At 56.1% G+C, this 12,512-nt stretch carries 9 protein-coding genes, 1 tRNA gene and 1 pseudogene; 6 read left to right on the forward strand and 5 right to left on the reverse strand.

Features of this window, described 5'->3' with window-relative positions:
• The first annotated feature begins 22 nt into the window (after nt 1-22).
• Together LEP6406_RS28245 and LEP6406_RS0214670 are read left to right on the forward strand one after the other, a co-directional pair.
• Complete coding sequence (locus tag LEP6406_RS28245) at nt 23-922, forward strand: glycosyltransferase family 2 protein (protein ID WP_008317316.1); 900 nt, start codon at nt 23-25, stop codon at nt 920-922.
• Nucleotides 923-1,023: 101 nt separating this feature from the next.
• The gene (locus LEP6406_RS0214670) at nt 1,024-1,248 is read left to right on the forward strand and encodes a hypothetical protein (protein WP_008317317.1); all 225 of its coding nucleotides are present in this window, start codon (nt 1,024-1,026) and stop codon (nt 1,246-1,248) included.
• Nucleotides 1,249-1,328: 80 nt separating this feature from the next.
• Here LEP6406_RS0214670 and LEP6406_RS0214675 read toward each other — a convergent pair whose 3' ends face one another.
• Nucleotides 1,329-3,452 carry a cation:proton antiporter gene (locus LEP6406_RS0214675; protein ID WP_008317321.1) on the reverse strand — a complete coding sequence of 708 codons (2,124 nt, stop codon included), beginning with the start codon at nt 3,450-3,452 and terminating at the stop codon, nt 1,329-1,331.
• A 363-nt stretch (nt 3,453-3,815) separates the two neighbouring features.
• Here LEP6406_RS0214675 and LEP6406_RS0214680 point away from each other — a divergent pair.
• Nucleotides 3,816-3,886: transfer RNA gene (locus tag LEP6406_RS0214680), tRNA-Gly, on the forward strand.
• A 150-nt stretch (nt 3,887-4,036) separates the two neighbouring features.
• Nucleotides 4,037-6,979 (forward strand): ShlB/FhaC/HecB family hemolysin secretion/activation protein, encoded by a 2,943-nt coding sequence (locus LEP6406_RS34840; RefSeq protein ID WP_008317323.1) that lies wholly within the window; start codon nt 4,037-4,039, stop codon nt 6,977-6,979.
• Nucleotides 6,980-7,102: 123 nt separating this feature from the next.
• Here LEP6406_RS34840 and LEP6406_RS30375 read toward each other — a convergent pair whose 3' ends face one another.
• The 4 genes and pseudogenes from LEP6406_RS30375 to LEP6406_RS0214705 all read right to left on the reverse strand — a co-directional run bounded on the left by LEP6406_RS30375 (nt 7,103) and on the right by LEP6406_RS0214705 (nt 10,389).
• A complete protein-coding gene (locus LEP6406_RS30375; RefSeq protein ID WP_008317324.1) occupies nt 7,103-7,981 on the reverse strand; it encodes a DUF928 domain-containing protein in 879 nt (292 codons plus the stop codon).
• Between the two features lie 51 nt (nt 7,982-8,032).
• A pseudogene (locus LEP6406_RS35680) lies at nt 8,033-8,179 on the reverse strand (DUF928 domain-containing protein); the annotation flags it as partial.
• Between the two features lie 317 nt (nt 8,180-8,496).
• Entirely contained in the window at nt 8,497-9,363 is an 867-nt protein-coding gene (locus tag LEP6406_RS30380; RefSeq protein ID WP_008317325.1) for a DUF928 domain-containing protein, read from the reverse strand.
• Between the two features lie 249 nt (nt 9,364-9,612).
• The gene (locus LEP6406_RS0214705; RefSeq protein ID WP_008317326.1) at nt 9,613-10,389 is read right to left on the reverse strand and encodes a DUF928 domain-containing protein; all 777 of its coding nucleotides are present in this window, start codon (nt 10,387-10,389) and stop codon (nt 9,613-9,615) included.
• 515 nt (nt 10,390-10,904) lie between these two features.
• Here LEP6406_RS0214705 and LEP6406_RS28265 point away from each other — a divergent pair.
• Entirely contained in the window at nt 10,905-11,819 is a 915-nt protein-coding gene (locus LEP6406_RS28265) for a polysaccharide deacetylase family protein (protein WP_008317327.1), read from the forward strand.
• Between the two features lie 42 nt (nt 11,820-11,861).
• Nucleotides 11,862-12,257: an enolase-like domain-containing protein gene (locus LEP6406_RS0214715; protein WP_027269147.1), complete on the forward strand. Its 396-nt coding sequence runs from the start codon at nt 11,862-11,864 to the stop codon at nt 12,255-12,257.
• Nucleotides 12,258-12,512 lie beyond the last annotated feature (255 nt).

Here is a 12,512-nt window from a genome sequence, read left to right on the forward strand (position 1 = left end):
CATCCTATTGAGAAAAATAGCTATGCCTGAAATATCAGTCATTATTCCAACATTTAATGCAGAAAAAACGATCGTAGAAACGGTTCACTCTGTTCTTTCTCAAACGTTTTCGGACTTTGAAATTTTAGTCATTAATGATGGCTCGACGGATGGCACCTTAGAAGTGCTCTCCCACATTCAAGATCCCCGGCTAGCAGTGTTCACTTTTCCGAATGGAGGTGTGGCAGTCAGTAGAAATCGTGGTATTCAAAAATCTAGCGGTAGATTTCTGACTTTTCTGGACTCCGATGATCTGTGGACTCCTGAGAAATTAACAGAGCAATGGGCGACCCTGAATAATCATCCAGAGGCGGCGGTTGCCTACAGTTGGAATGACTATATTGATGAAACCGGGAAATTTCTACACCATGGTTGGCACCCCAATTTTACAGGGGATGTGTATGAAGCCTTGTTCCAACGCTGTTTTATAGAAAATGGTTCTAATATTATGGTGCGAAGAGATGCGGTAGAGATAGTGGGAGAATTTGATCCAACTGTTGTACCTGCCGAAGACTGGGATTTTTATTTGCGTCTAGCAGAAAAATATCCTTTTGTCTGTGTGCCTAAGGTCCATGTGCTGTATCGAATGGTGGCAAATTCTCTATCTAATCGTGTGTTGAGAATGGAGCGATCAGGAGTATCAGTGTTGAAAAAAGCATTAAAACAGACACCTGACCGAGTTGGAGTCCTACGTCAATCTAGTTTTGAGGATTTCTACAGCTATCTATTTTATCGAGCCTTTCAACAAGCTTCAACGCGCCAGCATTGGTTCATCACGCTACAGGTATTTACACGGGGAGTCTTTCAGAGTCCTCATATGTGGAATCTCGTGGCCAAACGCCGAATCTTGCGTGCGATCAACGGATTAATCTTTGGTGCCTGATTCTAACTTGGGTTCAGAGCGGTAACTGGAGCTGATCCAGCAGGTCAATCCGGATAGCCGAATTTTTCCTGGAAGGGTGGAGCAGCAATGGGAAAACCACTATGCGCTCACCTTCCAGCTTCAGTTATTTAATCGTGACCGGGATGATCGTCACTGCGATCGGTCTTACCCCTCGCCCTCTGGCCGTCACCAATCCCGTATCAGAGTCCCAGATCGATGATCCAACGGAAATCCTGATTAGTCGGGGGAGCTACCGCGATCGCGGTTCTCGGGGCACGGGACGACGGGAAATCATGACCCACCGCTCCGTAGCTTTTGTCGCGTAATCTACCCAGGGGGAGTAGAGCCTGATTCAACAGCTAGACTTTACTCCCCGACCATGGCGTTGGCCAAAAAGTCTACGCGCCTATTCTCCATCGACGCTATCCCCAGGGACAGCGTCGATGGCGGTAGTCGGATGGTCCTGGGTATCCTGTGCGATCGCGCCATTATTGACATTATTCCCAGGGTTCTCAGCCCCAGCAGAACTCGTCTCACTGGCGTCGGCAGAATTCCCATCGGCTTCCATAGCAGGCCGCTTCGGTTCCACCACCCGCATCGGCAAAGGCACCTCCTCCACTGTAGGCAGAGTCTCCACCATCAGTCGAGTAGGCCGACTTCCCCCCGAGAGGCGCTGGAGCAGCTTCGGCTTCGGATCGTGGAGCAGATAAACCACGCGATCGCCCGACTGCCAATCCTCCTCCACCAGAGCCACCCGGAGTCCCTCCTCCCGCTTGATCACGAGGGGAATGAGTTCGCCGCTGCGCATCAAAGCACGCAGATGGGCGCGCTGAAGCAGCCCCCCCTTTTCCCGTAATCGGGTTTCCCCCAATCGGACTGCTCCCTCTTTCAGATAAGTATTCCAGGTTTTCAGGGGCACTGTAGACACCGGCACCTTCTGACTGGTGACCTTTTGCACCGGAGTAGACTTCTTGGTGTTATTAGATTTAGGTTTTTTATTACCCGCAGGCACTTCCTCCACATCTTCCTCAGGAAAGACAGCCACCACGCGAGGGGGTTGAAACTCCTCCTGAGCCTGTTGCGCCATGACTGCATTCACCTCCCCGTTGTTAGTTATGGCCAGGAACGTCCCCGCTGAAGACAGCCCCGCCTTCTCCAGCACGTCATTATCAAGAGCACTTTCCACCAGCAACGGCAGATTTTCTGGCTCCGCCAATCGAGCAGCTTCGGGTTTGGTGTCAATCAACATTACCGACTCCCCTTCCTCGTTAAACATGCGGGCAATCAGCAGACTTAGGGGATTGCAGCCCACAATGACGACCCCACTGCTCTCGCGCTGATTGGTCACCTTTAGCAAGTTGGCCACGCCCCCCGCCGTTAATCCCTGAAGCATCACTGTCATGATGATGGTCAAAAAAACGAGAGCCTTAATAGCCTCGCCACCGCTAATCCCCCGTTCCGTCAGCAAAATCGCAAAGAGGGAGGCCACGGATGCTGAAACAATCCCCCGAGGGGCGATCCAGCTTAGAAAGAGCTTTTGTCGCCAATTGAGATCACTAGCAGCGGTGCAAAGCATGATATTCAGAGGGCGCACCGCCACCATCAGTACCAGCACCGTCAGCACCGCCCCTGGCCCCAGGGCAAACACACTGGCAATGGATAGATCCGCCGCCAGTAAGATGAACAGTACCGACACCGCCAAAATCGTGAGCTGCCCCTTAAACCGCCGCAATAGTCGCTCATCGGGGACGGACAAGGCCCGCACCACCAGCCCTGCAATCACGGTGGTCATCAACCCCGACTCACTGCGTACGGTTTGGGCCAGTCCCCACAAGCCCCACAGACCCGCCAAAACGACCAGGTTTCGCAAGTCTTCTGACAGAAAAGGGGTCCGTTTGAGAAAGATCCCCAGCAGTCCCCCACCGACAACCCCAATCAGGGCTCCGATGCCCAGACGCACCGCTAGTCCGCTGAGAATGTATAGGGGGTCAGTGTCGCCGCTGAGGGTAATGTCGAGCACGACCACCGCCAGAATGGCCCCCACCGGATCAACTAAGACCCCTTCTCCTTCTAAGATGGTGGCCACCTTGCGATCGACCTTGACCTGTCGCAGCAGGGGGTTGATAACGGTTGGCCCAGTTACCACCACCAGAGAGGCGTAGAGAAAGGCCAGAGACCAGGGAAATTCCCCTAGCCAGTGGGCCGCCATGCCGCCCCCCAGTAGGGTGATAAAGACGCCTGTGGTGACCAGGTTGCGAAGGCTATTGGAGACTTGCCCTAGTTCCTTGAGTTCTAGGCTCAGACCCCCCTCAAATAAAATAATGGCAACGCTGAGGGAGACTAGCACCTCTAGCCCCACGCCTAGGGATTGGGGAGCTAGCCAAGCTAGGCCGTCAGGGCCGATGGCAATGCCAAACAGCAGCAAAAATATGATGCTGGGCACCTTAAGAAATTCACCGACGACCTGGGCCGTAATGCCTGCCAGAACCGCTAGAACAATCTGGAGCGTAATTTCAAGGGGTGCATCCATAGGCTCTAGGGCAGGTCAATACCCTGAGCCCTGCTAGGGCAATGGCCCAGGGGAAAGGAAGGCATTGACGATAGGGAGAATATGGAGGACGGATAGGAACTGGGGCTGAGGCTAAAGGTGCGATAGGCTTTGACCGGTTTCTGGCCATGGTCTTTGACCGGCCTCTGGCCAACGCAACCCCACTAATATCGAAGATGATCCCATCCACCATAACATCTCGCGTTAGCAGCGCCGCGTGGCCAAGATTGGGGATCTGCGGGTACGGTATTTGCCTGCGAGTCCCTTGTCGGATTGTGGGTGCAGGGTTGCAGGGTTCTGAGGGGCTCGAAGGGGGCTAAGCTGTGCTACATTAGTGAACGCTTCGCGGGTGTAGTTTAGTGGTAAAACCTTAGCCTTCCAAGCTAATGATGGGGGTTCGATTCCCCCCACCCGCTTATGAATTTACGGTGGGCATGCTCAGAGGTTCTCTGAGTCCTTGGGCTAAGTCCTAGAGTATGATTGGGCCAAGGGCACTAGGTGATGGGGTTCAAGGTATTAGAAGTCAAGCATTTAGATAGCAAGCATCCAAGATCGGGATTAGAACCATGTCGGCAAGATCCCTCAAACTTCTAGCTCCTCGAGGTTGGTCGTGGCTGGCAGGAACGGCGGCGGCCTTGGCCTATGGGATGCTGGCGGCGGATCCAGTCTTTCGCTGGGATGCAGCCTATTTACCCCCAGACTCTGAGGATCGTGCTCTCAGGACGGGAGCCCCCATTATTCCCTACCGAGAGGCATCCCGGCATCCTCGTGCTGTCTCAGGGTTTCCAGAGACCTCATTTCTGGAGGGTGAATCCAGTCCCGAGTCTGGGATCGAATCTGCTACCGGACCCGTCCCTGAATCCGATCCTACAGTAGCGGGCTCTGAGGCAGCAGCCCCAGCCCATGATGCCCCAACCCCTTTCTCTGGGGCTGGGGCTAGTCCATCCTTGGGAACAACGCCGCGCTCTCAACAGCAAGCCCAACCTCTAGCGGCGTCTCCTCTGCCCGATTTACGGACTCTGACTACCCCTCAATCTCCTGCCCAGGGCTATTCCCCGCTGCCGGAGGCCGACATTAATGCCTTGACACCGGGAATTGGTGATCGCCTCGCCACCCTGCCTCCCAGCACTTGGTTGCCCGCTGGGCCGCGCTTCCCCGATGGGGGACTGGCCCAGCCCCCCATCGCATCAGTGCCGGGACCATCGTTGCCAGGAAGTGTAACGGGACCGCTGCCGCCCTTAGCCAGTGGTGCCCCCGCCCCCCAACCCCGCCAGCCAGCTCGCCCTCAGCCCCCCGCCCCGACTACACCGCCACCTGTCCCAGGTTCCCCGGATGCTCCGGATGGCTCAGTTCCTCCGGCTTCCCCCGTATCTCCAGGGCCGGCAGTATCTCCCCCTCCGGTGCCGCCTTCGACGGTGCCGCCACCAACCCTACCCCCCAGTTCTCCCCCTCTTGAGGTTCAACCTGGCCCTCTACCTACTCAGCCCGAGATTCCGGTCCCACCTCCCTCGGTTCCTGAGGAAACGCCTCCGGCTGCTCCGGTGGCGGAGGGGGTCTTTGTGGAGCAGTTCCAAATCATCGGCAATACGGTGTTTAGTCAGGGGGAACTGGCGACTGCCGCTCTGACTGCTGTGGGTATCGACCCCAGCAGTATTGCCCTGGGACCGCCAGGGACGGATGCTGCTAATCCGGACATCCGGGTTCCCGTGGCTCGGACCCTCTCCCTAGCGGAGTTGGTTCAGGCGGGGGATGCCATCACCCAGCTCTATTTAGATGCGGGTTATATCAGCTCTGGGGCGGTGGTGCTGGAGTCTACGGCTAGGTCAGGCCGTCCGGTGATTCAAATTATTGAAGGGCGTTTAGAGGACACTACGGTAACGCTGGTGACCCGGACCCCAAGCCTGACGGTGCAGCGGTTACCTGATAGTTTCCGCGCTCCTGAGCCCCTGCCTTGGCAGCCCATCGGACAGCCGGATTCATCTGCGATCGCAGATGCTAACGCGATCGCAGATACGGACCTAACGGCAGTAGATCTGGATATCTTGGCAGCAGAAAGTCGGGCAGAACGCCTCGGGAGCCCCCAGGGTCTTACCGTGGGGCTGACCCAGAATGTGAATACGACTCCCTACGCTGCCCTAGCGAACCTAGAAGGCTCCCCCAGTAATGCCCAATCCATCCCCATTCCTGAGAGAACCCTAGTATCCGGTAGCAGACTAGATCCCCAAACGGAACTGTGGCGCACGTGGCTTGGCCCCAACATCGGCACCCGCTGGTTAGAGATTACGGGTCTGAATCCCTTAGATCCAGGCTATATCGGTTCAAGACTGGAACTGGCGGGAGGCGTCCCCCTGAACTTGAATCAGCTTGTAGAGGGGGTACAGTTGCTCCAGATCAATCCCCTAATTGATCAAATTGCCACGGACATCAGCACTGGCAGTCGCACTGGCACCAGCCGATTGCAGGTCACAGCCACCCAGGCCGATAGCGACCGATTCCAATTTTCCTATGACAATAGTCGCTCTCTGGCTTCGGGGGAGATCCGTCAGGGGGCACAGTTTACCCAGGGTAATCTACTGGGACTGGGCGATCGCCTTCAACTCAACTATGGGCGCACCCAGGGCAGTGAAGACTGGGACATTGCTTACGAAGTGCCCCTGAGTCCCTACGACACGACCCTCCGGGTCAATGTCGGGCAGACCAGCAATCGCATCATCACTGAAATTTTCTCCCTGTTGGATTTGATTTCGGAATCCCAATACAGCAACGTGACGTTGCGACAACCCCTCTTTCAAACGCCTGCCGATGAATTTGCCCTGAGTTTGACCCTGTCCCATACCGCAACCCAAAGTACGTTTCTCGGCGGTATTCCCTTCCCTACATCGGGAGCTGACCTAGAAGGATTTACCCGCATTACCGCCTTTCGCTTTGGCCAAGAGTGGCTCCAACGGGGGGAAGCCCAGGTAATTGCGCTGCAATCGGAATTTAGCCTGGGGTTAGATGCTCTAGGGGCAACGGTGAATGAGGAGCCCCCCGACAGTCGATTTTGGAAATGGCAGGGGCGAGCTCAATGGGCCAGGTTGCTGGGGCCAGATTTGTTACTGTTGGTGCGGGGCAATCTGCAATTGGCGGATCGTCCCCTGCCGCCCACAGAACGGGTCAGTACAGGGGGCGTGTCTACCGTGCGGGGCTTTCGGCAAAATGCCTTGGTGACGGATAGCGGTTGGTCAGCTTCAGCGGAGTTACAGATTCCGCTGCTGCGGGTGCCTGAGCTGGAGGGACTGTTTCAGGTGGTGCCCTTTGTAGATGTGGGGGGCGGCTGGCTTTTAGGAGATCAGGATCCCTTGGAAATAGACACCCTAGGTAGTGTGGGCTTGGGCTTTATCTGGTCCCAGGGGGATTATCTGCGCGCCCGCCTAGACTGGGGAATGTCCCTCTCTCCGGTAGAGCGGGATGGTAATTCTTTGCAGGATTCAGGCATCCATTTTTCCATTATCTTCACGCCCCGTTAGCAGTGGCGACAGCAGTCAGGCTTTATCCAATTCCTCACCAGGCTTTATCCAAAACAGGGGATTTGGATAGGGCCTGGTGAGGAATTGGGAAGATTTCCGGATAGGGGCTATGTCGCGACTTTTCTAGGGTGTGGGTTGGGTGATCGCAGTGTGGGTTAGGTTAACGCGCTGGGCCAAGGGCTCAGGGGCGATCGCTTCCAATCCCGCCGCCACCATTAGATCTTGCCAGAGACGGGTGAGGTCGCGATCGCTGGGGTTCTTGTAGCGCTCGGTGGCCAAGAGAGTTAAAGCGTCCTGCCAGAGTCCAGCTTCCACATAGCGAGTCACACGAGTCGTGACTGAAGCCGTCTCAGAGTTAGACCCCGCCAGGGTGGATTCCACCCGATAGACCCAGCCGCCAGCCACAGGGTTGGGCCCCCCAGGACCCCTATCGCACTCCACCATCATCTGCCAGTAGTAGTGGTGGTTCACCTCTAACCCCGCGATCGTCTCCGGCAGGTAAATTCCTACGATCCCGCCTTGATGGGTAATGGGGAAGCGGCCCCAGACTAGCTCCGCCGCCGCCGACACATCGGAGGGATCGGTTTGGAGGGAGAACTGGGCGGTGGTGGGTGCCGCGAGAGGCGGCACATAGATAAAGAAGGCAGGATGGCTCTGGGCGGTACTATCCACCCCCGCCAAATAATCCACATCCAAGATCAGCCCAGCCTCCGTCGCCTCATCATCAGTTACCTCTGGGGTCACCGGCAGCAACTCCGCCTCTCTCAAACAGGTGCCCCCCACAAGAAACTGGCTCACCCGGTAACGCACAGGCCGTACGCCTACCCGCAGGCGCACCTGAGTGAGCTGTAGCTTGGCGGGGGCGGTCTCCAGGGCCAGGGTGAGGGTACGGGCGGCCCAGGCTTCAGGGGGGGTGACTAGCCCCAGCCCCAGGACGAGGCTGCTGGCACCAGCCACCCAGCGTCCAGACGACCAGGAAAAGGAAGGGGATGAGAAAGCCATAATCGGATCCTCTATGGGTGGCATATCTACAGGCCAGAAAAAAGGTATGGCCTAAAAGCTGAAACGGACAATTGCTAGGGTTGAGACCGCATCCTGCCAAATCTCATTGTCTGCGTAGAAGGCGGCCTGCTGAGAGGGGTTTCCTGTGGGCGACACTCCAGACAGATCTGCACGGGAAATCCAGTCGCTTACGACGGGATTACCGTCGGATGTGGGGGGAGGCTAGCTTTTAGGGGATGCGGATCCCTTAGAAATAGACACCCTAGGCAGTGTGGGCTTGGGCTTTATCTGGTCCCAGGGAGACTATCTGCGCGCCTGCCTGGATTGGGGAATGTCCCTCTCTCCGGTGGAGCGGGATGGTAATTCTTTGCAGGATTCAGGCATCCATTTTTCCATTATCTTCACGCCTCGTTAGCACTAACGACAGCAGTAAGACCCTATCCAAAACAGAAATTGGGATAGGGTCTGGTGAGGAAGTGGAAAGATTTCTAGATAGGGGCTCAGTCGAGACTTTTCTAGGGTGTGGATTGGGTGATCGCAGCGCGGGTTAGGTTGACCCGCTGGGCCAAGGGCTCAGGGGCGATCGCTTCCAAGCCCGCCGCCATCATTAGATCTTGCCAGAGGCGAGTCAGGTCGCGATCGCTGGGGTTCTCGTAGCGCTCGGTGGCCAAGAGGGTGAGGGCATCGGCCCAGAGACCATTCTCAGCATAGAAGGTGACTCGGGCGGCTATGGATGCAGTAGCGGTGGGCGTTGCTGTCGGGGCAACGCGATGCACCCAGCCACTCACCACCGGATTTTCCGTCAACTGCTCCGTATTGCATTCCACCATCATTTGCCAGTAGTAGTGGTGGTCTACCTCTAGTCCGGCAATGGTGTCCGGCAGGTAAATGCCAACGATTCCCCCCTCGTGGGTAATGGGGAAGCGGACGCTGACCAATTCCTCTACCGCTGACGGATCCAGTGGGTCTGTTTGCAGGGTGAACTGGGCAGTGGTGGGCTCCTCTAGGGGTGGCACGTAGATAAAGAAGGCGGGGTGACTGCGCGTCGTATCATCCACTGGCAAGCTTGCTTCCAGGGACAGTCCTTCCTCTGCGGCTTCTCCATCGGTCACTGCTGGGGTCAAGGGCAGTAGTTCGGCTCCCTCTCCCAGGCAAGCAGCTCCTCGGCGAAAGGCTCCCAACCGATAGCGCACAGGTCGTGCCCCAACACGCAGGCGAACCTGGGCTAGTTCAAGGGTAGCGGGGGTGTTCTCTAGGGCTGGGGTAAAACCATTCGCTGCCCAGACTCCGGTGGGGGAAAGCAAACCCAGACCCAATAGTAGGCTGGCCCCGGTAACCCATGGGCCAGAGTTCCAGGGGGAGGTTGGGGATAGTAAAGCCATGATATTTTCCTCTTGGGGGGCGTTTTAGTGGGGGCAATGGGGACGCACTTACTGGAAATTCGGACGAATCTGGAGAGATAGACGTTCCAAAATTTTGGGAAAGTGTTAACTATCGTTTCACTGCGATCGCGGCACAATCCGCAGAATTCATCCCGCTTGAATTTATCCGGTTGAGCTAAAAACGGCACAGGGCTCCCATAGGAGCCCTGGTGGAATTCAGCAATATCCAGCCTAGAGAGCCGCGCCGAGCTACTCGACGACTTGCACCACGGGGGCTCCCGAAAATTCCACTAATCCAGCAGACTCCATCAGCGATCGCCAATCGGCACTCACCGTCCCATTCGCCGGATCCTGGTAGCGGGCAGTAGCCAGAGTCGAGACTGCATCCTGCCAGATTCCGTTTTCCGCATAGAAGGTAGCTTGCTGAGAGGGCGTTCCTGTCACAGGCACCCCAGCCAGAGTGGTACGAGAAATCCAGCCACTTACGACGGGATTACCGTCAGCGGTATTCACATTACACTCCACCGCCATCTGCCAGTAGTAGATCTCCCCGACTTGTAGCTCTTCACTGCCTAAGCTAGAAGTCTTAATCCCCACAACACCTGACTGTCCCGACAGCTCAAACTCCGCACTCACCAGTTCATGAGTCCCCAATTCGTCTTGCAGGGTGAATTGGGCGGTCTTCGCACCGTTGAGATCGGGTACGTGAACCCATAGGGTGGGACTGGAGGAAACAGTCAAATCAACGGGGTCAATGTCATCCGCCTGCTCCCTGGCCAGGGGAGGCACCAAGGGCACGAGTTCCTGCCCTTCAGCAAGGCAAGACCCGCTACGGCGAAACCCACCAACCCGGTAGCGAGAGGGTCGTGAACCTAAATTCAGACGCAGAGCCAATTCTAGGGTAGCCCCCGTCCCGCCCAACTGGAACCGAGAGATGCCGGGGGAAAGCGCCGCATCTGCGCCCCCTGCGGATAGACCGAGGGTAAGGGCGATCGCTAACATCATCGAATTTCGACGCAGATGCATGGGTTTTCCTCCAAAAGTCAGGGGTTTACAGGTGAAACAATCCACTCAAGCCAGCTAACGGACTAAATACTCGCTATAGATGCTGATACCTCCGTAATCTCCCGCAGGAGATGAGCTATCACGATACACAGACATAGAGTAAATTTCACAATTTTCGTTTCTATCCTGGCCTATCCATTTTGTAATATCAAGCACTTCTGGCTCTGTTTAACTACGGTTTGACCATTGGGCAATGAATACAAGCCTCCGGTACGATATTTCGGGCCAGCTATCGTTACATTCTGTAACCTTGATGCAGCAATCTTGTCGTAACTCCGTAAGAGGATGTTTTGAAAGTCACATTTGTCATTGAACTTTATACGCCGACCTACTTGGCCGACCTACTTAAGGGTTGTTTTAGGCTGGAATCAGTGCTGCACATTGACATCAAAGACAGCAAAATCTGGATTCAGTAACGCCCCTTAGTCTGCTACCCTTGCCAGTCGTGCCCCTAGGTAGATTTGGGAACCTAAGCCTTGCAGCTCAACCACCACGGACGCTACAGCTATTCGGCCATTACCCAGCGGCCCGACTACAGTTGGCCCGAGGGTCAACGGTTAGCCGTCTATATCGCCCTCAATCTGGAACATTTTACCTTTGGCTCAGGGCTAGGGGCAGAGCTAGCTCCAGGGGGTCCACCGCCCGATGTGCTCAACTACGCTTGGCGCGACTACGGCAACCGAGTCGGGGTCTGGCGACTGCTGGAGTTGTTCAACCAGTTAGAGCTGCCGGTGGCGCTGCTGGTGAACTCGACCATTTACGATTACTGCCCGGAGGTAGTGGCGGCTTTTCGCGATGGTCCTCGACGGGCCTCGGGCCATCGCACCCATGAAATTGTTGCCCATGGCCGCACCAACTCTGAGCGCCAGAGCATACTGACCGAAGCGGAGGAAGCCGCCCTGATTGCTGAAACCACTCAAATCCTGGCCCACCACGAGGGACAACCGCCCCAGGGCTGGCTTGGCCCCTGGATTGCCCAGAGCACTGTCACCCCTGACCTGCTACAGGAGGCGGGCTATACCTATCTGCTCGACTGGTGTCACGACGATCAACCCATCTGGTTTAAGACTCGCCAAGGGCGCATTCTCTCGGTGCCTTACCCCCAAGAGATTAACGACATCCCCGCGATTTTGGCCCGCAAGGCCAGTGCCGCAGAGTTCGCCGAGATGATTGTGGATACCTTCGACGAAATGCTGGAGCAGTCTCGTCAGCAGCCTCTGGTGTACGGAATTGCACTACACCCTTACATTGTGGGGCAGCCTTTTCGGTTGCGACATCTGAGGCGGGCGCTGACGCACATTGCTAGTATTGCGGCAGCACAGCCCGAGCGGGTGTGGTTGACTCAACCCGGTGCGATCGCGGCCCACATCCATAAAATCCACATCCACTAATTAGCCCTTGTCAACTAGCGTTTTGTCTGGATGAGATTGCCCATGGAGGTTACGGTTACCCCAATTACGGTCCATAAGCGCGTGCCCCTAACCATTAGCCGGGGTACAGCTTCGCAGTCTACAAATCTTTGGGTGCGGATTCGTCAGGATGGCATTGAGGGCTGGGGGGAGGCGACGCCCTTTTCTATTGGCACCCAGACCCAAACCACTGCCGCGATCGCAGCCGACCTCACCCGCCTCATTCCGCAGTTGGCATCCCTGCATCCCCTCGATCGCCAGCGGCTGGAGCCCCACTTGCGCCCCCTCAACTCCGCTGCACGGGCGGCGGTGGATGTTGCCCTCCACGACTGGTTGGGTAAACAGGTAGGACTCCCCCTGTGGCAATTGTGGGGGCTAGACTGCGATAAAAGGGGGGTAGTTCATTTTAGTAAAGGATAAAGAAAAATAAGGCATCGCCGTCATATTCCTAGATTCTCAGGGAGTAGGACACATGAAAATCGAGATGACCTGCCCAACATGTGGGTCTCACGACATCTCTAAGAACGGTACTACTAGGCGTGGTAAGCAGAACTACAAGTGCTTGGTGGTAACCACAGATAAAGTATGGGCTAAGGCCGATCTCGGTGTTGAGGTTCAGGTTATTCGATGAGGCGGGGCAGCCTCGCTTGAATGAGGTTTATACCCGCGCCCGAT

The sequence above is a fragment of the Leptolyngbya sp. PCC 6406 genome, assembly GCF_000332095.2.
In the GTDB taxonomy this organism is placed as follows: domain Bacteria; phylum Cyanobacteriota; class Cyanobacteriia; order Phormidesmidales; family Phormidesmidaceae; genus PCC-6406.

Bases quoted from the DNA above. Each gene is read 5' to 3' on its own strand.
- LEP6406_RS28245 (WP_008317316.1), top strand. From the start codon at position 23: ATGCCTGAAATATCAGTCATTATTCCAACATTTAATGCAGAAAAAACG.
- LEP6406_RS0214670 (WP_008317317.1), top strand. From the start codon at position 1,024: ATGCGCTCACCTTCCAGCTTCAGTTATTTAATCGTGACCGGGATGATC.
- LEP6406_RS0214675 (WP_008317321.1), bottom strand. From the start codon at position 3,452: ATGGATGCACCCCTTGAAATTACGCTCCAGATTGTTCTAGCGGTTCTG.
- LEP6406_RS34840 (WP_008317323.1), top strand. From the start codon at position 4,037: ATGTCGGCAAGATCCCTCAAACTTCTAGCTCCTCGAGGTTGGTCGTGG.
- LEP6406_RS30375 (WP_008317324.1), bottom strand. From the start codon at position 7,981: ATGGCTTTCTCATCCCCTTCCTTTTCCTGGTCGTCTGGACGCTGGGTG.
- LEP6406_RS30380 (WP_008317325.1), bottom strand. From the start codon at position 9,363: ATGGCTTTACTATCCCCAACCTCCCCCTGGAACTCTGGCCCATGGGTT.
- LEP6406_RS0214705 (WP_008317326.1), bottom strand. From the start codon at position 10,389: ATGCATCTGCGTCGAAATTCGATGATGTTAGCGATCGCCCTTACCCTC.
- LEP6406_RS0214715 (WP_027269147.1), top strand. From the start codon at position 11,862: ATGGAGGTTACGGTTACCCCAATTACGGTCCATAAGCGCGTGCCCCTA.